We start from the raw sequence: 24,766 nt of genomic DNA, 5'->3' as shown, positions 1-24,766 counted from the left end.
ACTTATGATACGGACTGTCATTATTGATCATAAATACCAAATAAATTTGCTCGATTCATATCAACCGTATGTGCTGATAAAAAAATATATAATTTTAATTTATTTTCCTTTCAAGTCAACTTGATTTGAATTGCAAGTACGCCATTTTCCAATTCTTGATCAGGCGTATAGTACTTATATGTATCATTAGTCATTTTCGTAACACTATCATTTTTCCCAGCTCCGACACATAGCCCGCCAAATCTAGTGTATAACGCTTTGAAATTTGAAAACTTTATAATATCGGTTACTTCTACTGTTAGAGTTTGCCTATCATTCAAATCAACAAGCGTTACGTGGCTTCCAATTTTTAGCTTCTGCCTCTTGGCGTCATTCAGTCTAACTTCAATCGTCTTGATATGGTCTTGAATCAACATGAACTGATCATGTGTAATTGCCATTTCCATTAATAGCCAACCACCTTTCAATTATTCAAATCTTGGATAAATTCCTAGCTATAATCGGTCTGATAAAAAGTCTTTATGCGTACAATTCAGAGTACAACAATGTACTAAACAGCATCACTTATGATACGGACTGCCACTGTTGATCATAAATGCCCGATATATCTGCTCAGTCAATACCAATCGTATGAGTTGATGGGGCAAAGTCAATTTACCAAAAGATAACGTATCATCTGCGCGCTGCATCACTTCAGGGCTCAAGCCTAGAGAACCACCGATCACAAAAGTAATGTCACTATGCCCATAAGTTGTCAGCTGACTTAATTCTTTGGCAAAAACCTCAGATGGCCGTTGCTTGCCTTCAATTGCCAACGCGTAAACATATTCTTTAGGCTGAATTTTACTTAAAATACGATCGCCCTCTTTAGTTTTTACTTGGCTTATTTCAGCGGTACTCAACGTTTCTGGAGCTTTTTCATCAGGCACTTCCACAATGGTGAATTTGGTAAAACGAGACAAACGTTTGGCATACTCCGCGATACCTTGTTTAAAATATTTCTCCTTAAGTTTTCCTACTGCTACAATTTTTATGTTCATCTTTTCAGTTCCTTTATAGATAATTTAATGGCTTAAACGCGTAATTTAGATCATTCACAGTAACGCACAAGTTATCCACCGATTTTATTCACAGGTCATTATTTACCATCGCAATATATTGTATCAAGAAAACACCTGTTTACTAAATATTGGATTTCAAAAAATTTAAAAAACTTTTTTTATGTGAGTTATACACAAAAATAGTTAATGTTCGAAAATAGCATTACAGGGCTTTCAATTGTTGATGCTATTAGTATTAAGGGATAAATTGTGTTAAAATAATTCGACTTATACACAGCTTATCCACAGTTCTGTGCAAAACTAACAGACCTTATTTTTATTGTTATACACACAATCCACAGACTTATCCACAGGTTGACTGATTTTAAATACACATTGCTGTGAATACTTGACAAGATATAATACGAATTTTGCTTCATATTTTCCACTTAAAAGTTCGTTATTAGTTTAAAAAGTGCTTATTTATTAGTATTTACAAAAAATATTTGTGCTTAAAACGTACGTTCGCTTTACAAAATCATTTTTTATGCTTAAAAAAAGAGCTGTGCTTAATCACAACTCTTTTTTCGAAAATGTCTTGTTCTTAGCTACTTAGCCAGCATTGTTACTCTTATTTTGAGCTTGCGTTTGTGTGCTAGCTTTCTCTAAAGTAACATTAGCTGTTTGTTGCTTGCCATCACGGTAGTAAGTAATTTTGACTTGATCACCGACTTTATAATTGTACAAAGCCGTGTGTAACTGGGCAATACTTTCAACCTTGGTATCTCCTAATGCGGTAATGACGTCATATTTCTTCAGACCACCTTTAGCTGCAGCGGACCCGTTTTCTACCGTCGCAATCACAGCACCGCTCTTCACATCATCTGGTAATTTAAGCACAGAGCTTTGCTGACTTGTGGATATCTGTGAAAGATCGACAACCGAAACACCTAGTGCTGGCCGAGTGACTTTCCCGTTTTTGACTAATTGGTTAATGATCTCGACCACTTCATTACTTGGAATGGCGAAGCCCATCCCTTCTACAGACACACCGTTATTACTTTGTGCCAACTTCATTGAGTTGATCCCAATGACTTGACCAGCTGAATTAACTAACGGTCCACCGGAATTACCAGGGTTAATAGCGGCATCGGTTTGAATAACGGTTGCTTCACCAGTTTCTTGTCCAGATTGTTCATCTGTAATCGGCATCGTTCGACTCTTGGCTGAAACGATACCTTGTGTGACAGAAGTTGCATATTTACTGCCGAGTGGTGACCCAATGGCGATAACAGGTTCGCCTGGGTTAATACTATCCGAATTACCGAAGCTAGCAGTTGAATTAATCTTACTGCCGTCAATAGATAAAACGGCTAGATCGGTCAACTCATCCGTCCCAACGAGTTTTGCTTCCATTTTGGTCCCATTACTCAAAATAACTTGTAATGAGTCTGAACCAGAAACCACGTGATTATTGGTCACAATATAAGCCTTGCCATCTTGTTTCGCATAAATCAGACCAGAACCTTCACCGTACTCTTCTAATGACCCGCTCTTATCAGATTTCTGGTTAGAACTACCATTACTACCATACTGATCGCCAAATAAACCAGCGAACGGATCCTCACTTTGCGAATCACTTTCCTTTTGCAAGTTAATAACTGAAACCACACTGTCCTTAACTTTATTAAATGACTTGGTCATCTGATTATTAGCGTTAACAGTGACATTACTAACTTGCGTGGTCCCCGACCCTTTTTGCTTTTGTGTTACCAATGAAGACGAATCGGTCGTAGAACCAGAATTCCGGTTGGCTAAAGAGAAGCCCCCATAAGCCACGCCACCACCAATTACAGCCGAAATAACAGCTACAATTGCTGTTTTCCACAGGCCACTATTGTTCTTATTTTCCCTGCTTGCCATAAACTATCACCCTCAATTTTTTTGTCGTTCATTACTTTCAGCCTATATACTAGCAGTGTTTTTTGAATTATTTATGAAAAAACCGCTATAAAACATAAATCAGACTAAAGGCTGAACTACTGATATTCTAAGGCTTTCTTGAAAAAAATGGAAATATCCATGTCTAAATGTACTTATGAAAAAACAGTCAGAACAAAACACCTGTTTCATAATGACTGTTTATTGATGCTCTTATTTATTAAATCACAGCTAATGGATCTGCAATTGCTGGATCAGTATCGTAAATTTGAAAATCATGACCCACCCCAAAATCATGATTGGCTAACATTTGAGTCACAGTTAGGTGTGCCAATTCTTTGACATTATTTTCTTGACTCAAGTGCCCAAGATAAATGGCCTTAGTATGGTTGCCGATGACATCCATCAGTGCATTGCCACCGTCCTCATTAGATAAATGGCCTTTATCCCCTAAAATACGCTGCTTCAATGGCCAAGGATAGCGACCGGCCCGCAACATTTCTAGATCATGATTGCATTCAAACAAATACCCATCTGCATCTTTGATCACACCCGCAACTTGATCGGATACATAGCCCGTATCCGTCAAAATTACGAAAGCATGACCGTCATGATGAAATTGATAAAATTGTGGGGCAGCTGCATCATGAGAAACACCGAAACTTTCTACATCTAAGTCACCAAAAGACATGGTCTTGCCCATTTCGAAGATGTGCTGCTGCTCAACAGGTACTTTCCCAATTTTATGCGCCATCGCAGCCCAAGTTGGTTCATTAGCATAAACATCCATATGGTATTTTCGTGCTAGTATGCCAACCCCTTTGACATGGTCAGTATGTTCATGTGTCACAAACAAGGAATCCACATCTTCTAAACGTCGGTTGATGCTAGCCATCAAGTTGGCGATCTTCTTTCCTGACAAGCCGGCATCTACCAAAACCTTACGTTTAGGTGTCTCAATATAAGTAACGTTCCCTGAACTGCTACTTGCTAAGACACTAATTTTCATATGTGAATCAATTCTATCCATGAAAGTGGTCCCTTCCTCTACAATCTAGTTCTCAATATAGCATATATTTCACGATAATTCATCAGTTGCTATTGATCACAGCTGATTCAGCGCTCTTGTTTTTAATGAGGGCGCCTGTAAAGCCATTGATTTGTTTTGTAGAAATGTTCTTAGTGCTATTGTCTTTAATACCAATATACCAAGTGGGAATATAAATCGTACTACCTTTTGCATCCACAAATCCATAATAAGCTAATCGCTGCCAAACTACGGTAGAATTTGTCGGAATCTCAGAATCAGTATATAGATTTGTTACAGCTTCTTTAGCACTGATCACCGTATTTTTTTCTCGCAGCACAATGAAATCATCAATGTAACGCTGCGTATAGCCTGTAATCGCGCCATCATCCAATTCAAAAGTTAAATAAGCTTTGCTGTCATATACAGGAATATTATTATGACTTTGGACAAAGACTAGATGGCTATTAGAAGATAGTTCATCCGAGTAAGTATATTCACGGCCGAATAAAACCTTTGACCGCTCTTTTAATAAATTCTCAGCTGTTGTGACCGCGTGCCCCTTACGATAATTGACTGGTTGATAAAAGCGACTCGTCAATTCATCATCTTGATCAAAAGAAATCTGTTGCCCAGTTAATCGATTCGCACGTTCGCTGAGTTTGGTATTTGCACGACTCGCTAAATAGTAACCATCTTGTGTCTTATTAGAAAGTTGACCAACGGTAATATTGTCATCTTTCATATCTTGTCTCACCAGTTGGGTCGGTGTTTGGCTCGAATTTGTACTTGAATAGACGTTTTGATTTTGGCGATAAGAGACAAACAGAAAAATATCCAATGCTATAAAAACAGCCACGAAAATCATTTCGAGTCTTTTAAAATCCAAACATCACACCACCTTACTGTTGTAATAAATCATGATAATCTTTCCACGTACCGTCCACATGAACATAATAGGTCGGTGTCAAATCAATGACTTGCTGATCCGAAGTCTTTTGAACCCACCGATAACCTAGCCGAATATCTTTGATTGTCGATATGTCCTGACCAGCAGCTGTTAACTGCGCCAATACATCTTTGGTTGCCGGTACTTTAACTTGCTTTTCATCCGCTGGAACTGGAACTTGCAATGATCGGCTAGAAAAGCGTAAGATTTCACCATTTTGATTGATCTGCACGCTGGCCACGCCAAAATCACTTTGCTGAAAAATTGGGAAACCTTCAACGTAGCTCCGATATGTGATGGTCTGTGTCTTAGTATCCAATGAGAAGTAACGGGCATTGGCCAGATTATTACCTACGTTTGAAAGACGATCAAAGCCACTCTCTAGCAGTCTTGTTGTCGATCCAATTGCCGCAATATCCGTATAATCCTCATATTGGATCTGATCCGTAGAGGCATCAGTGGAAAGCTTCTTATACAAGCCACGATAATAAGTCGTTACAGGGCCATTTTCCCGAGCTTCAATGCTGCCATCATCATCGTTTGAAAGTAACGTAGAAATATAATTATTGATATTCTCTTTAGAGATCAAGTAACTATAAGGCATCATGTTGACTGAATGGGTATAAAACAGCGTAATCTTATTGTTAAAGAGTTGTTCATCTACTGGCAGCCGTAAATCCGCATGTGTCAACAGCTGATCTAACTTTTTAATCCCATTATTCACTAATGAAACAGCATAGACCCGTTTGCTACTATCATCAGCTAGGTAAACTTTCTTAGTGTTTTTGGTCATAAAAATTATTCGTGACAATTTGAAGTCTTGCTTACTGGTTTCACCTTTAAATCCATAAACTTCACGGAGCAAGCGCCAAGTAATAGAATCTGGATAGGTGAGTTGAATGCGATTTTTGCCATTGATCAGTTTTAAATAATCATCATCATTATAAGTTTTTGCCTGACTGATGTGCTGAATGCGCCAGCTGCTTAATTCTTTTTGAAAACTCAAAACTGGGTTGGCGGTTCGATTGTAAACCATATAGCCTTGCTGTTCTTTGCGTGCCAAGATCCGAGTTGGTAAATAAATATCCGCCAGTGCTTTATTAGAGCGCATAGTACTTTGACTATTAGATAGTTTCGGATCGGTATTACGTTCGTAACGCGCATTATTCGTCCAAATCAAAAATGAGAACAAAATACTAACGGCAATCGTAACGAACAAAGTGACTTTTAATAATACATCAGAGAGTTTTATCCCCATTCGTCTTCACTCTCCTCATAATCATGGTAAGGTAGCGAAATATAGAATGTGGAGCCTTTACCTTCAACACTATCGGCCCAAATACGACCATGGTGAGCTTCAATGACTTCTTTAGATATTGCCAAGCCTAAACCTGTGCCGCCCTGCTTACGGGAGCGTGCTTTGTCCACGCGATAGAAGCGATCAAAGATTTTGTTCAAATCCTTGCGCGGAATGCCCAAGCCTTGATCAGAAATACTGATAATGACGTTATTATGCATTTCAATTAGTCGACAAGTAATGGTGCCCCCATCTGGTGAGTATTTAATGGCATTATTCATGATATTATCCAATACTTGCGTCATCTTATCGGTATCAATTTCGACCCATAGATCACGATTGGTAAATTCTCGTTTGATTTTATAATTCTTTTCTTCTTGAGGTTTTAAAGTCAACGTGGCGTCCGTTTTGTCATTTTTCAGCATCATATCAAAGCGATCTAAGATATAATTGAAAAATTCATTGATGTTAACGAATTCTGTTTCCATCTTAGCTGTGCCTTGGTCCATCCGCGATAGACTCAATAGGTCCGTAACCATTCGAATCATGCGGTCAGTTTCTTCTTGGGTCACCTTCAAAAATTCTGGGGCAACCTTAGGATCTTGCCAAGCCCCATCATTCAATGCTTCGATATAACTGCGCATACTGGTCAGCGGTGTCCGCAATTCATGCGAGACATTGGAGACGAACTCACGCCGTTCTTGATCGATTTTCTGTTGTTCAGTAACATCGTGCAGCACACAGACTAACCCACTTACGAAGCCAGTTTCTCGCTGAATCAGCGAAAAAGTTGTATGTAGAATCAAATCATGATCACTACGATCTGAAAAGTCCAGCATCATACTTTGTTGGTTATCTTCTAACAAATCGCGAAAACTATATTCATTTTCAATGCCTAATACTTGTAAAATGGACCGTCCAATGGCATCTTTACTTTCCATACCAATAAACTCTTCTGCCATATCATTTAAGATGCTGATGTTGCCACGACGATCCGTCGCAATGACACCATCGGTCATATTGGTTAAGACACTGTCTAATCGGCGTCGCTCCGCTTCTGAAGCTTCTTGTGCTTCTTCCACACGTACGGACAGGTTATTGACCGCAACCGCTAATTGGCCCAGCTCGTCTTGCCCATAAACGCGAACTTGCCCGGAGTAATCTCCGCGAGCCATGCGAATCGCTTGTTTTTTCATTTCGTCAATTGGCCGAGTTATTGCCCGGGAAATAAAAATTGCGATCAGCGTACCCAGCAACCCAGCAACCAATGAAGCCGTCAAGAAAATGACTGTGATCGTATTAATGTCCCGATACACTTTTTCCATACTAGCCCGAATATAAATTGCCCCGACAGTTGCGTTATTTTCGCTATTAGGATTGATCAAGGGCAATATTGAAATATAGTAGCTGCCTTGATTATTATCATAAGAAATCCGCGTCTGCTTGCGCCCGTTATAAAGCACTTGCTTCACTTGCGTACTCGTTGTTCGGTGTCCGACAATCGCTTGGTTATTCACATTTGTTGTACCACGAATAACACCTTTGTTATCAACAACCTGCAACTCCGTAATCGAGCTGTTGTTGATATCAGAGGTGATAATGTTTTTGATATTTTTGTTAGATTCACTCTCATTGGATTTCAATAATTCAGTTGCCAGTTGATTGTCAACATAAGGTTGAATCTGAATAGAATCTTCAAAATCACGAATATTCTGACGTTCGAGACTTTTAATGAAAAAAGCCCCAATGATCTCTAAAGTAATCAACAATAGTAACACGAACGCCATTGCAATTTTGAAGTGAATTGATTGAAAGAAATTTATCTTCTTATTCATGAATTACCCTTCACAATTGCTAATCATTCTCTGGATTACGCAAATAGTAACCTACGCCACGCCGCGTAACCAGCCATTCTGGATGACTGGCATCATCTTCAATTTTTTCGCGTAAGCGACGGACAGTAACATCGACGGTCCGGACATCACCGAAATAATCATAACCCCAAACAGTTTGAAGCAAATGTTCCCGGGTCATCACTTGTCCAATGTGCCGTGCCAAATAATAGAGTAATTCAAATTCACGATGTGTTAATTCAATTTTCTCATCGCGCTTAGAAACCATATAGGCATCTGGTTCAATAATCAAATCACCCACGGTAATTTCAGTATTAGCGCCCTCTTCTTGTGCTTGTGCCTGGGCATTACTAACCTGCCGCCGCAAATTAGCTTTTACTCGAGCAACGAGTTCCCGATTTGAGAACGGTTTGGTCACGTAATCGTCTGCGCCTAATTCCAAACCCAATACCTTATCAATTTCCGAATCTTTAGCCGTTAACATGATGATCGGCGTATCATGAGTCTTTCGTACTTGTCGAGCGACTTCAAGACCATCAATTTTCGGCAGCATAAGATCTAGCAGAATTAAATCTGGATCTTCAGATTCAACTTTTTCTACGGCCTCTTCACCGTCATAAGCTGTGACAACGTCATAGCCTTCTTTTTCAAGATTAAATTTCACGATATCAGAGATTGGTTTTTCATCGTCCACGACGAGAATCTTCTTAGCCATGTATGTTTCCTCCTTGGCATGAGCCATAGAATTATTATAGCTAAATATAGGATGTATTACAAAATCAGACTGAGATTGTACGTTAGGTCTCAAAGAAATTTGATTTTTTTGAATTTTTACAGTAAATAGTATTGCAACCACTTATAGGGTATGCTAATATATTTAAGTCGTCAAATGATGAATTGGGTTGTTAGCTCAGCTGGCAGAGCAACGGACTCTTAATCCGTGGGTCCAGGGTTCGATCCCCTGACAACCCATCATACTGACATTAACCAGTAGCAACGAGGCTTAAAACGCCGTTGTTACTGGTTTTTTATTTTTTTGAAATGTCAGTGATCTGATATTAAGCGATGTGTATAAAAATACGCACGAATATATTCCGTCTCCCATTCTAGTTAGAATTAAATTTACGCCTATTTTACATAACCGCCATCAAATTTTTAAACTGCTTCTTTAAACTAGTAGATACACTGCAAAAAGATGGAGGAAACAAAATGTTTAAAAATAAGTTTGCCCTTGGATTAGCGCTGGTGTTTATTAGCGGTTTAGCCTTACTGACTAACATATCTAAGGTACAAGCCTATCAAATGGAAGGTCATGATTTGACATTACGTGTAGCCGACTACAATATTGCGGCTGGTGCACCAATGAAAATCAATACGGTGGCACAAGCGCAAGCCATTGCTGCCAAAGATATCGACGTGATTGGTCTCTCTGAAGTAGATCAATATACGAAACGCCATAATTATGACATGCTCAATCGCTTCACCCAGTTCGCCAAAATGCCTTATGCTAGCTTTGGTAAAACATTAGATTTTCAGGGCGGTAAATATGGTACCGGTATTGCCTCAAAAATACCTTTGACAGATGTATCTCAAGTAACCTATCCTAATCAAGAAAACTTAGGTCAAACTGAAGATTATATCTATCAGCGAACGGTTTTAAATGTAAAAGGGGTTAAAATTGCCTTTTACAACACCCACATGGCTTATGAAAACGCACAAATTCGAACTGCCGAGATCAACAAGTTGAAAGACGCCATATTAAAGGATCCTATCCCATACAAAATTGTGGTCGGTGATTTCAATACGGATCAAACTTATCAAGAATGGGCCCCACTTGCGGATATGATGAATTTTGCCAATGGTAAAGATGGCCATTGGACAGACACTTTCAATACTTATGACAAAACTATGAAACTTTACGCCATTGACAATATTTTGACTTCAAAAAATATTGAAATCAACCATTTTGAAGTTCCTTTATGGCCATGGCTTTCAGATCATTATCCGGTGATTGCTGAGGTTACTTTAAAAAACGTCATTGATACACAAAATTAATTATTTTGAACATCTCGATACTTCGGTAGCGAGGTGTTTTTATTTGTAATATCAATAAACTTGGCTTCACCTTCTATTTGTTCAACGGCTAATTTCAGTCGATCTCTTGAGCCTTCAGCAAGTGGTAATTTCAACATATCTTTCGTAGCGGCTAGTAATTCGTCCTCATCGGCTACAGATGCTTTTAACGGCCGCGGATTGCTTTCATCAAGTGCTCTAAGTACAACTGGTTTTAGTGGGCCTAATTGTAGTAACTCTAAAACTTTTTTGTAATCGATCTGATATGCATCGGCTAAATCCAGTGTCTCTCGGATCCCTGCCTCTGCTGCCATGATCGCAACATTCGTAATCAGCTTGAGCTTTGCCCCATTGCCTAACGCACCAACATATTTAACTGTACCAAATACAGATAGCACTGGCTTTAGCTCTCGGACGATTGCCTCATCGCCAGCAGCCATTAGAACTAGTTTGGCTTCTCGGGCATACTTAACACCACCAATCATCGGTACATCTAATACCTGCGTTTGCGCCGGCATTTTTTGATTGATTTCAGCTATTTTATTGGGATCTAGCGTCGAAGTTATGATTAATTTACTACCTGGCTGTAAGAAACTGAGAATGCCAGGGTTTCCTGGTTCACCGAGATGCAGTGCCAAAACATCTTCAGACATGACGGAAGTTATTACGAGTTTCGAAAATGTAACGGCTTCTTCTAAAGAATGGGCAATCTGAATATGGGCATCTTGGACATTTTGCATCTTTTCTTGGTCCTTATCCCAAACCTTAACTTCATAGCCATTGGCCGCTAAATGTGGCACCATTTGTGTCCCCATATCGCCAATGCCAATAAATGTAACTTTCATTTTATGATCTCCTTGCTGTAAGCAAATATAGATTTGAAATATATTCAGGGCTAGCCTAGCAACATCTCATAAAATTGTCTAGAAATTAAACTTCTCCTCTTTTTCGTCTATCAGTTATATTTTTTTATGTCAAAATAGGCTAAACTAAAACTCAACGTATTAATTATTTATTGGAAAGATGGGTGACAATGTGCAGATTGAAATCAAAGTAAATGCCAAAGTAACACCTAGTGAAATCGCTCGCCTCTATCAAATAACCAATTTTGATAAGGCCATTGATGACATTCAACGGCTTAAAATCATGTTGGATCATACGCCGCTTACCCTAAGTGCCTGGCATGATCACCAACTCATCGGCTTTGCCCGCTGCTTAACTGATTATGAATATAGTTGTTATCTAAGTGATATCGTCATTGACCCGAATTATCAGCACCTTGGTTTAGGTCAAAAGTTAATTTCGGAGCTGCAACGTTTTCTGGGCTCACGTGTCACGATTGCTTTAAGAGCTGAACCTAGTGCCACTGGTTTTTATCAAAAATGTGGCTTCCAATCTGTCAATAATATGTTTCGCATTCATCGGGAGGCGTAGTACGGTTACAATTAAAGCTAATGCAGCAATCACTGCGGCACAGTTAAGTCGTGTTTTCGAAAATTCCGGCATTCATCGGCCAGTAGATGACGTTGCACGTATTGATCGCATGATTCACAATGCTAATATTTTATATACGGCATGGGCTGATGATGAGCTCATTGGTGTCGCTCGAGGTTTTAGCGATCAATCTTACTGCTGTTATCTTTCTGATTTGGCTGTCATCAAACAATATCAGCGGCAAGGTATCGGTCGTCAGCTTATCGCAACAATTCATCAAGATTTAGGCCCGAATATTTCCCTTGTTTTGCTGGCAGCCCCCTCTGCCATGACTTATTATCCAAAACTGGGTTTTCAAAGTGTGCCAACGGCTTTTAAACAGCAAAGGGACTACTAAAAGTTCAGTCTAAAGTCCGATTAGCCTATAAATCCTTGCCATATCAACGTTAGCGGGTCGAAAATATATTTAGCCACGATTTGTTGACAGTTTCATGGCACTATCTTCACAATTATTTCACATTTAGTAGATACTATATAAATATCAAATAAATACTTCCTCCCAAAAATTTATTTATTTGATTAACAATAGAAAATTTATTCTTCATTTTCCTTCCTCCCTTAAAGGACACGCATCCCCCAAGTGCGTGTCTTTTTTTATGTGCAAACTGCTTACTTTTACCACATCGGTTTAAAGGATATGGTTCTCAAAATACTTATGACTTTTAATTTCACACTTGGTGTTAAATCGTTTACATAGTTGCTAAAGCAGTGCTATTCTGACCTTGATGTAAATAACTATTGGTACAAATATCCCTCAGCCACGAATGATCAAGAAAGCGAGGCGGACAAAAATTATGGCGACTCCCTCACGGTCTGGTATCAAACAACGTGCCTTGAATAAATTTGGCTTTAATTCCAATAACCAATTATGGGGATTCTTGTCTGTTGTGATGGCCGGCCAAATTATTTATTCTGCATTTGAAGCTTTTAAAGGGACATTTTACGATCTTTTATTAAAAGTCCTTGGCGTCTCTAACGCACAACTTGGGGTTATTTTCAGTCTAATTGGCATTTCGGTATTCTTTTACATTCCTGGTGGTTGGATTAACAATCGCTTCTCCGTGAAATCAATTTTGATCACCGGTTTACTGATTCGTATGTTGACTGTCTTTATTATTGTTTTCTTGCAGCCATCGTTTACTTTATTACGTATCATAGCCATTATTTGGGGCCTTACAGACGCCTTCTTCTGGCCGGCCGTCCTAAACGGTGTCTCATTATTATCCGACAAAAACCATTCTGGATTAGCATTTGGTTTGTTGGAATCTATTCGGCGAGCCGCTGAAATGTTAATGAACTTATTACTTGTAGGGGCAATGGCTCTATTTGGTGGCATCAGTATTTTTAAAACCGGTATGTTGGTTTATAACCTACTGATCATCCCGCTCGTTATTGCTATTATTAAGTTTGTGCCGAGCAATGGAATTGCAGCTGAAACTGGTGCCTCACAAACAAAGAAGGCCAGCGAAGCTTTAAAGGGTCTGTTAAAGGTTTTGCTCATGCCTAAGGTTTGGCTAGCCTCTATCACAGCCCTAACAATTTATTGGTCTTACATCAATCTGATTTACACGGTGCCGTATTTACAGGCTGTTTATCATATTAGTCAAACGCAAGCCTCGATTTTTGGTATCATTAATACTGGCGCTATGGGTGTGGTAGCTGGTATCATTTCCGGCAGTTTATCAGATTATGTCTTTAAGTCTTCATCACGAATGATGTTTGTTGCGTTGATCTTAACATTTATCGCGTTAATTGCGGTCTTATTATTACCTAAAAATCAACAGACACTTTGGCCAAGTATTATCTTACTGATGTTGTTCTCCTTTGCCATTTTTCTAGCAAAAAGTATTATTTTAGCACCGATAGCCGAATCTGGTATTCCCGAAAAATATTCTGGCTCTTCTATGAGTGTGGGGTCATTTGCCGCCTATGCCCCCGTTTTCTGGGCTTACAGTACGAATGGCCATATCATCGACACACATAAAGATGCCATTGCTGCTTACCAACAAATCTTTCTAATCAGTGTTGTTGTTGCTGGTATTGGCGTCATAACAGCATTCTTTTTAACATTAAGCAATCGTAAACAGAAAACAGCATAACTTATTAACAAAAACAGTTTATTTTCATAACGAAACAGTCATTATTTATTCACATTCTCTCGATACTATATAAATATCAAATAAATACTTCCTCCCAAAAATTTATTTATTTGATTAACAATAGAAAATTCATTCTTCATTTTCCTTCCTCCCTTAAAGGACACGCATCCCCCAAGTGCGTGTCCTTTTTTATTGCGAAAATACCTTGCAATGGTCTAACAAAAGTTTTAGGGTAAAACCTGTATTTATCTTACATATACCAATTATTTATTATTTGGAGGAAATTTATGCATTCGAAAAAAATCATCGCGCATCGCGGTGTTCCGACTCTGGCACCTGAGAATACCATGGCCGCTTTTGAGAAACTAACAGATTTCAATATCAACTGGTTAGAAACTGATTTGGGTATTACGAAAGATCGCCGCGTTGTTGTTTTACACGATGATGACCTTGACCGTACCACTTCATTGAGTGGTGCTTTAACTGAAACGACCTATCCGAATTTGGCAAAAGCTTCCGCTGGCGCTTGGTTTGGTTCTGAATACGCCCAAGAGACGGTGCCAACACTTGAACAATTAATTACATTTCTAAATCGGACTAAAATTAATGTAAATATTGAACTTAAAGCCGTAACAGGTGACCACGCCAATGAACTAGCTGATAGTTTGGTAGCTCAGTTTGTGGCTGCACTGGACCAGATCGACCCAAGTATCCGCGTCATCGTGTCTTCATTTAGCCCAGTTATGCTATATAAGTTAAAAAGTCGTAAAGCTGATGTAGAAACAGCTGTTTTATTTGAACAACACACATTCTATGATGACTGGCTGTTGATCATGCAAGCGCTCGATGCTAAAATTATCCACCCCGAAGATCACGGCCTCACCAAGGCTAAAGTCACTATGATGAAAGATCATGGCTATGAAATCAATGTTTGGACTGTAGATAAGATCGATAAAGCTAATCAATTGTTTAACTGGGGCGTTGATGGCATTTTTACCAATATTGCCGATGCCTTTCCTGGGATGCAAAAGCAAAGTGGAAAGGTTGGGCGAAATTATGGACACTTCCTCACAACATGGTATTAAAGCCAAGGCGCATAAGCGGTTGCGGACTAACAATCAGCTGTGGGGATTTCTAGCTGTTGTCTTATCTGGCCAATTAATTTATTCATCTTTTGAAGCCTTTAAGGGTACTTTTTATAATCTACTATTAAAAGTACTCGGCGTTTCTAATGCCCAATTGGGTATCATCTTTAGCCTGATCGGTATTTCAATGTTCTTTTATATTCCTGGTGGTTGGCTTAATAACCGCTTTTCAGTGAAGTCATTGATAATCACCGGCCTACTGATTCGTATGTTAACAGTCTTTATCATCGTTTTCTTTCAACCAACTTTTACTATTCTGCGTTTGATCGCTATCATTTGGGGCTTAACAGATGCTTTCTTCTGGCCAGCTGTCCTCAACGGAGTAGCCATGCTATCCAGCAAGAAACACAGTGGCTTAGCATTTGGTATGTTAGAATCGATCCGCCGTACAGTTGAAATGAGCATGAACCTGCTATTAGTCGGAGCAATGGCTCTTTTTGGTGGTATCAGTATCTTCAAAACTGGAATGTTAGTCTACAACCTACTAATTATCCCTTTAGTGTTTGCTATCATTAAATTGGTACCTAAAAACGGTATTGCGAAAGAGCATGAGGTTTCACAAACTCAAAAGGCTGGTAAAGCATTTAAAGGACTAATTAAAGTTATTTTGATGCCAAAAGTTTGGTTAGCTTCAATCACGGCCCTAACAATTTACTGGTCTTACATCAATTTAATTTATACGGTTCCTTATTTACAGGCGGTTTACCATATCTCGCAAACTCAAGCTTCTATTTTCGGTATTATCAACACTGGCGGTATGGGTGTTGTTGCTGGCATCATCTCGGGCTCACTTTCAGATTATGTCTTCAAATCTTCCGCAAAAACTATGTTTGGTGCTTTGATTTTGACGCTGGTTGCCTTAACCGCAGTTTTACTATTACCTAAAAATAGTCATACGTTGGGCTGGAGCATTGGTCTATTGATGGTTTTTTCATTTGCTATTTTCCTCGCTAAAAGCATCATGTTAGCACCGATTACAGAAGCTAATGTGCCTAAAAACTATGTGGGTTCTTCCATGAGTGTTGGTTCTTTTGTCGCTTATGCACCAATTTTTTGGACTTACGGTTTAAATGGCCATATTATTGATGCCCACAAAAATCCAATTGCCGCTTATCAAACTATTTTCTTGATTGGCACCATCGTTGTAGCCGTTGGCGTTGCGACTTCATTATTGCTTACAATTATCAACCATAAACAAGTTGGTACAGCCAGTTAAAATATGAAGTATATTATTTTCACAATGATTTCATCATGATTTCTTCACATTTTCTGGATATGATATAAACATCAAGTAAATACTTCCTCCCAAAATTTATTTACCTGATTTATAATGAAGAATATACTTCATTTTCTTCCTCCCAAAAAAGAAGACTAAGTCAAAACCAACAATGTTTTGCACTTTAGTCTTCTTTTAATTTTGGAAATAATTTGTACGATGTCCTTCAAATAATATCTACGTTGCTTGTTACTGATGCCCTCGCTCCAACGACAGCAGTGTCCGCTTCATTTGGACACCGCCACGATAATTACCGATTGCGCCAGATTGACGAATGACCCGATGACATGGGTTAAAAATCATCAACGGATTTTTAGCCACGGCTGTTGCCACGGCGCGAATAGCCTTAGGTTTACCAACACGTGCTGCCAGATCGCTATAACTAATGGTTTCACCATAGGGAATCGTGTTCAACTCATGCCAAACTTGTTTTTGCAAAGCGGTCCCTGTAATTATTTCCCGGGAAATATCAAAAGTTCTGCGCTCACCTTGAAAATATTCAGTGAGCTGCTGGATCGGGCTGACCAAACAACTAGAACTGGGCGAAATATCACAATGCTTTAGCTGGATTTTAACCTCTTCAGGCGAAGCTCCTGGTGTACCAACAAATACAACCCCGCTCTGATTGCCAAAAACATACATCTTTTGTCCCCGATAATCAGCCGCCGCATAATAAAGTTGCATTAAAATCATCTCTTTTTATACTTATCTTGCCTGTCTAAACACCTGCTGTGCTAATTCAGGATCATTTGCCAAAGTTTCCGGTAGAACACTAAAAGCTAATTCCGTATACTGATCGTTTTCTTTGGTCAAAACACTAACACTGGCATTCTTCAACAAGTGACGTTGCCGCCCAACACTAATGTCATTACCTAGCAATGCATTTGCCATGAAAGTCAACAAAATACCATGACTCACGATCAAAATATTGCCCGTCGTCATGCCTGCTGTCATTTCCGCCATTGCTTGAGTTGAACGCTTGACAATATCATAATAACTCTCCCCGTGAATAGCTTTGCCATCAAATTTATCGGGGTGATGGGCGTAATTATCCATCTGAGTGGCATCCGTCAACGCATCGATCGCTACGCCATCCCAATCACCCAAATTCATTTCATTCAAGCGCGGGTCGGTGACAATATCATTGGCTGAATTAAAGTGACTCTCAGCTAGCGCAAGTTTGGCAGTCGTGATTGCTCTGGGCATTGCTGACGTGACAACTTTAGCAAAATTAATATTAGCTAGCATGCGGCCCATCGCTTGCGCATCGGCCACGCCCTTAGCCGTTAACGGTGTATCAACACTGCCACCGTTAAAAAGATGTTTTAAATTATTTTCTGTTTGACCATGTCGGCCCAAATATATTCTTAACATAACTTACCTCAACTTAATTGATAACCTTATCATACCAAAATTTCACAGCCTTAGCTTTAAAGGTTGACATATATTAGGTACCTAACTATAATACAATTGTTAGGTACCTAATGTTATTGATATAATTGTTTTTTGAAAGGAGTTTCATTATATGACTCAAGAAACCGATGCTTTATTCCATGACTTCCGCAAATTTATGCAATTTGTGCGCCGTTACAGTTGGCAAGAAGCGACGCGACCACATTTCCAAGGTCAATCACGTATTTTAAAAGCTTTAGTTAATGAAGATAATTTACCGCAATCACGTATCGTAGAGCTGCTAGATATCCGACCTTCATCTGTTTCTGAGATGCTTGGGAAGTTAGAACATAAACAATTAATTGAACGTCATCCAGACGAAGCCGATGGTCGTGTGACTCGTGTTTCTATTACCAAAGCCGGACGTAAACAGTTAGCTGCTGACGAAGATGCTACCGAGGGTTTAACCGATCAAATTTTTGCCAGTTTGACTGATGAAGAGCGCACTCAGTTACGGCAGATTTTGGCTAAACTCACAGAAGATCTAAAAAGCCAGCTTTCCGACACCGAATTTATGGATCAGCCTGATTTTCATGGTCACGGCCCAAGACACAGCCATGGTCCCTTTGGTGGTTTTGGCAACGACCGCGGCGGTTATGATCATCGCGGCCACCACCCAGATCATCCAATGTTCATGGGCTGGTAACAGGTTACACGAATTGCACCAAAGAGTGGTTTTATTACGTTCAATTTCCTGAAGCACCCGGTAATATTTTTGATTCGTATCAATAGGTCTAATCTTTTTAAGTAAATCGACGGCATTAGCTCACCCACTTCTAAAAACTTATTTTCGATACTGTACATTATATCCATTTTGATTGACAACGCTATCTTTTTCAAATATTATGTAGTCATAACGAACAAAGAAGGTGTCCTATCGATGTTATGTGTTAAATTGGTACAAATGAATAACTGTATGTGCTGCTGTCCTTCATCGATAGCGGCGCTTTCGTGTATCATCTTTTAACGTTCGTTTAACTTAAAACGCTAATTAGATGCCCGCTATCTATTTCTTTGATAAATAGTTAGCGGGCTTTTTGTATCTAATTATAGGAGGTGCCGCGGCAAGTTTACGCGTACATAGTCTACTGTAAAAACATTAATCTTAGGAGGAAAATCATGAAGCAACAGCGCCGATTCACTTTATTATTAGCTACTTTATTAGTTGGTTTCATTATAGGCCCCATTCTTTTTCACGGAACAAGTCAAGCAGCAGCCAAACAAGTCCTACACTTAAGTGCTACCGCCCCACTAGATACAATCGATATCTCAAAAGCCACCGGTTACGGGCAAACTGGTAATGTTTATGAAAGCTTTTATCGGTTAGGTAAACATGGGAGTATCACCCCCGGCCTAGCAAAAGACACCAAAGTTTCAGCAGATGGTTTAACTTGGACCTTCACTTTGCGTGACGCCAAATGGAGCAACGGTGACCCCATCACAGCCCAGGATTTCGTTTACTCTTGGCAACGGACAGTCAACCCTAAAACTAAGTCTCAATATAGTTACTTATTTGAAGGCATCAAAAATGCACAAGCCATTAGTGCTGGTAAACTAAAACCCGAGCAACTCGGTATTAAAGCGCAAGATGACAAAACGGTTGTGGTTACTTTAGAAAAACCGATTGCCTATTTCAAAATTTTGATGGCTTATCCTTTATTTGCGCCCCAAAACGAAAAAGTAGCCCAAAAATATGGCAAGAAATATGCCACAAAATCACAAAATACGGTTTACTCTGGCCCGTTTAAAATTGAGAATTGGAATGGTACAAGCAATAAATGGCGTTTTGTCAAAAATGATCAATACTGGGATAAATCAGCCGTAAAACTACAACAGATCAATTATGAAGTGGTGCCTTCGACTTCAACTAGCTTAGATCTATTCCAAGATGGCAAACTTGACCTTACCCCTTTAGCACCTGAACAAGTGCGTGAATTAAAACATGACAAAGACTTTAAAAATTATCCTTACGCTATGATCTACTATCTAAAATATAATTTCCACAATACTAATAAGCAGAAGCAAAAAGCACTTAACAATCAAAATATTCGCTTAGCCATCTCATTGGCTATCAACCGAAACCAGTTGACCCAAAAGGCACTGGGTGATGGCTCTTTGATTCCAAATGGTTTTGTACCTAAAGGATTAGCTAAAGATCCCCAAAATAAAAAAGACTTTGCGGCCGAACAAGGCGTGCCTGATACTGTAACTTATAATAAAACCAAAGCTAAAGCTCTTTGGCAACAAGGCTTACAAGAAACTGGACTTAAGAAGCTAAGTTTGACACTAATTGCTTCCAACGATGACGCCTCTAGTAAAACAGTCACCGAGTACCTCAAAGATCAGTTGGAGAAAAAGCTACCTGGCTTGACACTTAATATCCGCCAGATGCCTTCTACTGCTGCGAATCAATTCCAGCAAAAGGGTCAATTTGACATCAGTTTGTCCGCTTGGGGCGCTGACTTTAACGATCCAATCACGTTCTTGCAAATTCCTGAGTCTGATACTTCCTATAACATGGGTAAATATAGTAATAAAGATTATGACGCTTTAATCCACAAAGCACAAAACGAAGATGCCAATGATCCAAATGCTAGATGGCAAGATCTTATCCAAGCCAGTCAATTATTCAGCAAAGATCAAGGTATGACACCACTTTATCAAAATAATGCTTCCTATTTGCAAAATGCAAAAGTCAAAGGCATTATTCATAATACCGCTGGCGCTCAATGGAGTTATAAATATGCTTCAATCAAGTAAATTGACCAATTTTTGCTTTGTAAACCCCTAAATTTAAATTTTTTATACTTTTTTAGCCAAAAAGTTTAAATATTTTTGAGCTCTTTTGTAATATTTCAAAAAGGCCAATTACTTTTTAATCTAATAGGCTTTGGACCATTTTCAAAAACAAAAAAATTAATCTTTATGACAAAAATACTATTACTGTCTTGAAACATTAAAGCTCCTGAAATACTAGTGCAACATTTAAAGGTTATTCTATTGCACGTGCTCAAGTGAGGCACATAGATGTCGAAATAGTCACTAGGTTTTAATGTTAAAGGAGTTTTTTATATAATGAAGAAAATTGCATTGTTTGGTTTATTGGTTGCTGGTTTTGTCGCAACTATTACAACATTCGGTCCTAACAAAGCCCAAGCTGCTACTGATAACGGAAATGGTACTGTCACAGTTCAATCTGGCGATAGCTTCATGAGCATCGCTGCAAAATATAATATGGACGTTGCTAGTTTAGAACAATTAAACAACCGTGAAGTTGGTGGATTTGATATCATCTATCCTGGCGACCTTGTTAAAGTGAACGGTACAGCAACACAACAAACAACGCAGACAAATGCTGTTGCTCAGGCACCTCAAGGGACAGCACAAACAGCTCAAACTACAAATACAACGGCAACAACTGGCCAAAATGCTGGTACTTATAAGATTTCTTTCTATGACCCAGCTGTTTTAGGTTCTAATATGGGTTACAACGGTGTTGCTGCAAACCTTTCTGTCTTCCCTAAAGGCACACATTTACGAATTACTTTATCCGACGGAACTGTCTTAGACCGTGTCGTTAACGATACTGGTACATTTGCTTATAGTAACCCACAACAATTAGATGTTGCTATGCCTAACAGCTCTATTCCAAGCTATGGTGTCACAACAGCTTCTGTTCAAGTAATTGGTTAATTATAGCTATAAATTAATATGATATGTATTGTAAAAGCTCGGGACAAGACGAATGTTTTGTTGCCGAGCTTTTTTGCGCACAATTTGATTTTGAACATGTACCAAGGACAATTTTTACCTTTGAAAGACTTCAATATTTTGAATATAAGTAATTTCATCAAAGGAGATGCGCTGTTGCAGCCTTTCAGCTAATTCGGATGGGATCTGCCCACTCATCACTGCATCTTGAATCAATGTGTACTCTGCATGAAAAGCACGCATAAACATCTGGTAAACAATATCAGCATCCACACGGCCCATATGAACGCGCCGGTGACGTGTCCGATAGAAGCGCCGCACAATATTTACTTCAACTTCATGAGCTTTAGGCTGTGTTTTTAAGAAAGCCATCACTGCCTCAAAGCCTGCTTGTTCAATTGGTAAAAGATTCTCCCCATGGTTTTCAAACTGCCGCCGCCAATAAACCTCTTCCAAAGCTACCGGCGCAGTCAAAAAGGCTTCCTGTGCTTGGCGCAGATTACGATTCATCGTTCCAATGTGCAAAGAAAAGCGAATCCTTAAAAGCACATTTTTCCAAGCTTTATCGTCCGCAGAAAAATTATTTAACTGAATAAATTTATAGTAATAAGTCAACTCATCTGCTGTAATCTTTTTAGCATCATATAATTGCTTTACTGCTTTTTTTTCGACTTCTTGACTGGCCTTCATCAATTGACGTTGCAATCGTATTTTAGGTGTATTATCTAAAATCAGCTGCTGTTGAATCGTATCAATCACAATCTGTGCTTCCGCTGGATGATCAGACTCATCTGTCAAAGCACGAATACCAGCTTGTAACATACGCCTAACCCACTGGTAACGCGGCTGGGTTGATTTTTGTGCTGGTAGAATAATTGGAATAAAAATGGTCGGCATAATCATACTGATCAAAATAATTACAGCTGCCATAAAAATCAACGGCCCCCGGAAAGCAAACGGCTGCCCATTAATCGCATTGGGCATAGAGAAGGCCAAAGATAAAGTAATGGTCCCATGAGCCCCACTCAGTGCCATGACTAAACTATCCCGCCAGGAACGCGCCTGTTTATTTTGTAGGCGTACAAAATATTTGCTCCAAACCAATCGGACTAGCGTTTTAACAAAATAAATCAAAAGTGCCAACAACAATAACTTATATAGTGCAAAATCTGGATTGGTTGAATGGTGTCTTGTTTGAATGACAAGTGGCAGTGATAACCCTAATAAGACAAAAACACTCCCAGATAAAATGCCCGCAATAACTTCCCAAACATTGCTGGTCACGATTTGCATTCGCGCGGAGGTCAGCCGTAAGCGACTACGCTCAGATCCCTGTGCCAAACCAGCTGCTACTACAGCTAGAATTCCAGATAGAGCAAGCCTTTCAGCTAATAAGTAAACTAAAAATGGCGATAATAGTTGAATTGAGACCATGATCAGGGGTGTATCATCATGGTAACGAATGAGAAATAACCGAATACTGACAATCAAAATACCAATTACAGCCCCAAAAATTAAACCACCCAAGAATTCCCAAAGAAATTCACCAATCGCAATTTGCAGCGAAAATGTGCCCGAAATATAGGCTGTCAAAGCAACGTCAAAAATAACGATCCCGGCGGCATCGTTGAACAACGATTCGTTTTTTAAAATACCCATTTGTTCCCGGGCAATAGGATTAGCTTCAAAAATCGAGTTCACAGCTGAAGCATCCGTTGGCGTGACAATGGCTAATAATGCAAAACTTAAACTCAAAGGTAATATGGCAAAAAACCAGTGCAGACCTGTCCCTACAATCAAAACAGTCACCAGGACCAGGCCAACTGCTAAAGAGAGAATATTCAAAATCGATCGTCCGATCCATAATCGGGAACTATTCTGAGCTTCGTTATAAAGTAACGGTGCAATAATCGCAAAAGCAAACGTTGAGGGATCTAAACGAAAATTTCGATAAACGGGTAACGCAGATAAAATAACGCCAAAACCAATTAAAAAAAATGGTAGTGGCACGGCTGCAACATGTCGTGCCAAAATGTTAGCCCCAACGACAGCCGCTAAAATAATCGTAATTAAAAAAACTTGATCCATCCCGATTCACCCCTAACCGTCAGTCCTAAATTTGAAGTTTACGCCGCATTGTTTGATAAAACAAAAGCCCCACGCCAATCTCTAATACGCCGGTTACTACTAAAATCATAGCAATCGGCACATGATCTGCCAGTGGTCCAAAGAATAGCATTGCTACTGGGTAAATGCCTGTTGAAACAATCTGAAGTACCGAAAATACCCGCCCCATTGTGGCTTTAGCTACATTCTGTTGAATCAAAATATTGCTGACCCCTTGAATCAACGGCATGCAGATGCCAGATATCAGCATGAAAGCCAAGTAAACCCAAAATGGCTCTGGCAGTCCCATAACTGCAAAGGCCACGCCGGACACACTAATGGCACCAGCAATCAGAGCCACCGGCCGTTTAATTTTTTTATGCGTGGTCAAATAAAGGCCGCCCATCGTTGCCCCAATTGTCCATAACAGTTCATTTAACGTTAACCGCCAAACACCCGTACCAAAAGTGCGTTTGACATATAATGTAGACAGCTGCGATGAGGGGGCTACCAAGACAAAGGCCAAACAAGTCAGTAACATAAATGCGGTCAAAAAAGAACTTTGTCGAATATATTTCAGCCCGCTCATAATTTCCTGCCAAGTTTTGCGTTGCCCTTCTTTGATTTGATCAGATGTCTCAATCTGTGACTTTGGTATTTTAATTAAGCCAATTGCCGTAATGCCAAAGATTGCTGTGAACAAATCAACAACAAAAATGAATAAAATGCCCAAAGAGCCTAAAATATAACCGCTGACCAGCGGTGTGATCAATAATAATATGGCGGCAATCATTTGATTCAGCCCATTTAATCGGGTCAGTTCGTCAGGGTCGGCTAAGTCTGGTAACAATGCATTACCAGCAGGTGTTGAGATCCCACTGCCAATGGAACGAACGGCAGAAATGCAAAGTAATAACCATAAATCACGGTAGCCAAACAAAAAAATCACTGCGATGATCAATGTTAATCCAGTGACTAAACCGCTTGCCAACATGATCAATTTACGTCGATCAGATCGATCGGCCCAAACGCCGGCCCACAATGAGATCAGAATTTGTGGCAATGAGGTAGATAACGTTGCCAACATCATCCAAGTACCCGATGATGTTTTAAGCGCGATATACCAAAGAATGGCAAAGTAAACTGCTGAAGAACCAAAAACGAAAAAATTTTGCCCAGCTAAATAATAGACTTTATTCAGCTGATGTTGTCGTGCTGTAACCATCTCATGTCCCCCACTATAATATTGAACTTATGCCGCTATTCTTACATAACTAAGTCAGAATAGCAAAGCATTAACATT

Annotated in this window: 22 protein-coding genes and 1 tRNA gene; 10 read left to right on the top strand and 13 right to left on the bottom strand. The window is 39.4% G+C overall.

What is annotated here, in order from left to right:
* Nucleotides 1-110: 110 nt before the first annotated feature.
* The 8 genes from FHQ08_RS02700 to yycF form a co-directional block, all read right to left on the bottom strand.
* Nucleotides 111-446 (bottom strand): ASCH domain-containing protein, encoded by a 336-nt coding sequence (locus FHQ08_RS02700; protein WP_230912850.1) that lies wholly within the window; start codon nt 444-446, stop codon nt 111-113.
* Between the two features lie 114 nt (nt 447-560).
* Entirely contained in the window at nt 561-1,040 is a 480-nt protein-coding gene (rlmH, locus tag FHQ08_RS02695) for a 23S rRNA (pseudouridine(1915)-N(3))-methyltransferase RlmH (protein ID WP_230912849.1), read from the bottom strand.
* Between the two features lie 612 nt (nt 1,041-1,652).
* Nucleotides 1,653-2,963 carry a S1C family serine protease gene (locus FHQ08_RS02690; protein WP_230912848.1) on the bottom strand — a complete coding sequence of 437 codons (1,311 nt, stop codon included), beginning with the start codon at nt 2,961-2,963 and terminating at the stop codon, nt 1,653-1,655.
* Between the two features lie 238 nt (nt 2,964-3,201).
* Entirely contained in the window at nt 3,202-4,011 is an 810-nt protein-coding gene (locus tag FHQ08_RS02685; protein WP_230912847.1) for an MBL fold metallo-hydrolase, read from the bottom strand.
* 61 nt (nt 4,012-4,072) lie between these two features.
* A complete protein-coding gene (locus FHQ08_RS02680) occupies nt 4,073-4,897 on the bottom strand; it encodes a two-component system regulatory protein YycI (protein WP_230912846.1) in 825 nt (274 codons plus the stop codon).
* A gap of 13 nt (nt 4,898-4,910) precedes the next feature.
* Nucleotides 4,911-6,215, bottom strand: coding sequence for a YycH family regulatory protein (locus FHQ08_RS02675; RefSeq protein ID WP_230912845.1), 1,305 nt, complete (start codon nt 6,213-6,215; stop codon nt 4,911-4,913).
* The gene (gene walK / locus FHQ08_RS02670; RefSeq protein ID WP_230912844.1) at nt 6,206-8,089 is read right to left on the bottom strand and encodes a cell wall metabolism sensor histidine kinase WalK; all 1,884 of its coding nucleotides are present in this window, start codon (nt 8,087-8,089) and stop codon (nt 6,206-6,208) included. The genes FHQ08_RS02675 and walK overlap by 10 nt, the downstream gene beginning before the upstream one ends.
* A 19-nt stretch (nt 8,090-8,108) precedes the next feature.
* Entirely contained in the window at nt 8,109-8,822 is a 714-nt protein-coding gene (yycF, locus tag FHQ08_RS02665) for a response regulator YycF (RefSeq protein ID WP_230912843.1), read from the bottom strand.
* Between the two features lie 184 nt (nt 8,823-9,006).
* Between yycF and FHQ08_RS02660 the strand changes: the two genes are divergently transcribed.
* Together FHQ08_RS02660 and FHQ08_RS02655 are read left to right on the top strand one after the other, a co-directional pair.
* A tRNA-Lys gene (locus tag FHQ08_RS02660) sits at nt 9,007-9,079 on the top strand.
* Between the two features lie 237 nt (nt 9,080-9,316).
* Nucleotides 9,317-10,162, top strand: coding sequence for an endonuclease/exonuclease/phosphatase family protein (locus FHQ08_RS02655; protein WP_230912842.1), 846 nt, complete (start codon nt 9,317-9,319; stop codon nt 10,160-10,162).
* Here the strand turns inward: FHQ08_RS02655 and FHQ08_RS02650 are convergent.
* Nucleotides 10,159-11,025, bottom strand: coding sequence for an NAD(P)-dependent oxidoreductase (locus FHQ08_RS02650; RefSeq protein WP_230912841.1), 867 nt, complete (start codon nt 11,023-11,025; stop codon nt 10,159-10,161). The two genes, FHQ08_RS02655 and FHQ08_RS02650, sit on opposite strands and share 4 nt — an antisense overlap.
* A gap of 190 nt (nt 11,026-11,215) precedes the next feature.
* Between FHQ08_RS02650 and FHQ08_RS02645 the strand changes: the two genes are divergently transcribed.
* The 5 genes from FHQ08_RS02645 (at nt 11,216) to FHQ08_RS02625 (ending at nt 16,134) form a co-directional block, all read left to right on the top strand.
* A complete protein-coding gene (locus tag FHQ08_RS02645) occupies nt 11,216-11,614 on the top strand; it encodes a GNAT family N-acetyltransferase (protein ID WP_230912882.1) in 399 nt (132 codons plus the stop codon).
* The gene (locus FHQ08_RS02640) at nt 11,565-12,011 is read left to right on the top strand and encodes a GNAT family N-acetyltransferase (protein WP_230912840.1); all 447 of its coding nucleotides are present in this window, start codon (nt 11,565-11,567) and stop codon (nt 12,009-12,011) included. The genes FHQ08_RS02645 and FHQ08_RS02640 overlap by 50 nt, the downstream gene beginning before the upstream one ends.
* A 457-nt stretch (nt 12,012-12,468) precedes the next feature.
* Nucleotides 12,469-13,773, top strand: coding sequence for an MFS transporter (locus FHQ08_RS02635; RefSeq protein WP_230912839.1), 1,305 nt, complete (start codon nt 12,469-12,471; stop codon nt 13,771-13,773).
* 287 nt (nt 13,774-14,060) lie between these two features.
* Nucleotides 14,061-14,858 (top strand): glycerophosphodiester phosphodiesterase family protein, encoded by a 798-nt coding sequence (locus FHQ08_RS02630; RefSeq protein WP_230912838.1) that lies wholly within the window; start codon nt 14,061-14,063, stop codon nt 14,856-14,858.
* A complete protein-coding gene (locus tag FHQ08_RS02625) occupies nt 14,830-16,134 on the top strand; it encodes an MFS transporter (protein WP_230912837.1) in 1,305 nt (434 codons plus the stop codon). Before FHQ08_RS02630 ends, FHQ08_RS02625 begins: the two co-directional genes overlap by 29 nt.
* Before the next feature lie 249 nt (nt 16,135-16,383).
* Here the strand turns inward: FHQ08_RS02625 and FHQ08_RS02620 are convergent, their stop codons facing one another.
* Together FHQ08_RS02620 and FHQ08_RS02615 are read right to left on the bottom strand one after the other, a co-directional pair.
* On the bottom strand, nt 16,384-16,878 hold the full coding sequence (locus FHQ08_RS02620; RefSeq protein ID WP_230912836.1) for a methylated-DNA--[protein]-cysteine S-methyltransferase: 495 nt from the start codon (nt 16,876-16,878) through the stop codon (nt 16,384-16,386).
* Between the two features lie 21 nt (nt 16,879-16,899).
* Nucleotides 16,900-17,568 (bottom strand): histidine phosphatase family protein, encoded by a 669-nt coding sequence (locus tag FHQ08_RS02615; protein WP_230912835.1) that lies wholly within the window; start codon nt 17,566-17,568, stop codon nt 16,900-16,902.
* A gap of 151 nt (nt 17,569-17,719) precedes the next feature.
* Between FHQ08_RS02615 and FHQ08_RS02610 the strand changes: the two genes are divergently transcribed.
* The 3 genes from FHQ08_RS02610 (at nt 17,720) to FHQ08_RS02600 (ending at nt 21,339) form a co-directional block, all read left to right on the top strand.
* Nucleotides 17,720-18,292, top strand: coding sequence for a MarR family winged helix-turn-helix transcriptional regulator (locus FHQ08_RS02610; RefSeq protein WP_230912834.1), 573 nt, complete (start codon nt 17,720-17,722; stop codon nt 18,290-18,292).
* A gap of 473 nt (nt 18,293-18,765) precedes the next feature.
* Nucleotides 18,766-20,406 (top strand): peptide ABC transporter substrate-binding protein, encoded by a 1,641-nt coding sequence (locus FHQ08_RS02605; RefSeq protein WP_230912833.1) that lies wholly within the window; start codon nt 18,766-18,768, stop codon nt 20,404-20,406.
* A gap of 315 nt (nt 20,407-20,721) precedes the next feature.
* Entirely contained in the window at nt 20,722-21,339 is a 618-nt protein-coding gene (locus tag FHQ08_RS02600; protein ID WP_230912832.1) for a DPBB and LysM peptidoglycan-binding domain-containing protein, read from the top strand.
* Nucleotides 21,340-21,453: 114 nt separating this feature from the next.
* On the opposite strand, the gene FHQ08_RS02595 is transcribed toward FHQ08_RS02600, so the two are convergent.
* Both FHQ08_RS02595 and FHQ08_RS02590 read right to left on the bottom strand, forming a co-directional pair.
* Nucleotides 21,454-23,445, bottom strand: coding sequence for a cation:proton antiporter (locus FHQ08_RS02595; RefSeq protein ID WP_230912831.1), 1,992 nt, complete (start codon nt 23,443-23,445; stop codon nt 21,454-21,456).
* Between the two features lie 25 nt (nt 23,446-23,470).
* Entirely contained in the window at nt 23,471-24,688 is a 1,218-nt protein-coding gene (locus FHQ08_RS02590) for an MFS transporter (protein ID WP_230912830.1), read from the bottom strand.
* Nucleotides 24,689-24,766: the final 78 nt, after the last annotated feature.

This window comes from Agrilactobacillus fermenti, from assembly GCF_021030645.1.
In the GTDB taxonomy this organism is placed as follows: domain Bacteria; phylum Bacillota; class Bacilli; order Lactobacillales; family Lactobacillaceae; genus Agrilactobacillus; species Agrilactobacillus fermenti.
Note: the sequence above shows the minus strand (reverse complement) of the source record. Positions and strands in the feature narration are given on the sequence as shown.

What these genes read in the sequence shown, in the direction of transcription:
- FHQ08_RS02630 (WP_230912838.1), top strand. Translation starts at nt 14,061, where the DNA reads ATGCATTCGAAAAAAATCATCGCGCATCGCGGTGTTCCGACTCTGGCA.
- FHQ08_RS02600 (WP_230912832.1), top strand. Translation starts at nt 20,722, where the DNA reads ATGAAGAAAATTGCATTGTTTGGTTTATTGGTTGCTGGTTTTGTCGCA.
- walK (WP_230912844.1), bottom strand. Translation starts at nt 8,089, where the DNA reads ATGAATAAGAAGATAAATTTCTTTCAATCAATTCACTTCAAAATTGCA.
- FHQ08_RS02635 (WP_230912839.1), top strand. Translation starts at nt 12,469, where the DNA reads ATGGCGACTCCCTCACGGTCTGGTATCAAACAACGTGCCTTGAATAAA.
- rlmH (WP_230912849.1), bottom strand. Translation starts at nt 1,040, where the DNA reads ATGAACATAAAAATTGTAGCAGTAGGAAAACTTAAGGAGAAATATTTT.
- FHQ08_RS02615 (WP_230912835.1), bottom strand. Translation starts at nt 17,568, where the DNA reads ATGTTAAGAATATATTTGGGCCGACATGGTCAAACAGAAAATAATTTA.
- FHQ08_RS02685 (WP_230912847.1), bottom strand. Translation starts at nt 4,011, where the DNA reads ATGGATAGAATTGATTCACATATGAAAATTAGTGTCTTAGCAAGTAGC.
- FHQ08_RS02690 (WP_230912848.1), bottom strand. Translation starts at nt 2,963, where the DNA reads ATGGCAAGCAGGGAAAATAAGAACAATAGTGGCCTGTGGAAAACAGCA.
- FHQ08_RS02655 (WP_230912842.1), top strand. Translation starts at nt 9,317, where the DNA reads ATGTTTAAAAATAAGTTTGCCCTTGGATTAGCGCTGGTGTTTATTAGC.
- FHQ08_RS02675 (WP_230912845.1), bottom strand. Translation starts at nt 6,215, where the DNA reads ATGGGGATAAAACTCTCTGATGTATTATTAAAAGTCACTTTGTTCGTT.
- FHQ08_RS02650 (WP_230912841.1), bottom strand. Translation starts at nt 11,025, where the DNA reads ATGAAAGTTACATTTATTGGCATTGGCGATATGGGGACACAAATGGTG.
- FHQ08_RS02625 (WP_230912837.1), top strand. Translation starts at nt 14,830, where the DNA reads ATGGACACTTCCTCACAACATGGTATTAAAGCCAAGGCGCATAAGCGG.
- FHQ08_RS02605 (WP_230912833.1), top strand. Translation starts at nt 18,766, where the DNA reads ATGAAGCAACAGCGCCGATTCACTTTATTATTAGCTACTTTATTAGTT.
- FHQ08_RS02590 (WP_230912830.1), bottom strand. Translation starts at nt 24,688, where the DNA reads ATGGTTACAGCACGACAACATCAGCTGAATAAAGTCTATTATTTAGCT.
- FHQ08_RS02700 (WP_230912850.1), bottom strand. Translation starts at nt 446, where the DNA reads ATGGAAATGGCAATTACACATGATCAGTTCATGTTGATTCAAGACCAT.
- FHQ08_RS02595 (WP_230912831.1), bottom strand. Translation starts at nt 23,445, where the DNA reads ATGGATCAAGTTTTTTTAATTACGATTATTTTAGCGGCTGTCGTTGGG.
- yycF (WP_230912843.1), bottom strand. Translation starts at nt 8,822, where the DNA reads ATGGCTAAGAAGATTCTCGTCGTGGACGATGAAAAACCAATCTCTGAT.
- FHQ08_RS02610 (WP_230912834.1), top strand. Translation starts at nt 17,720, where the DNA reads ATGACTCAAGAAACCGATGCTTTATTCCATGACTTCCGCAAATTTATG.
- FHQ08_RS02620 (WP_230912836.1), bottom strand. Translation starts at nt 16,878, where the DNA reads ATGCAACTTTATTATGCGGCGGCTGATTATCGGGGACAAAAGATGTAT.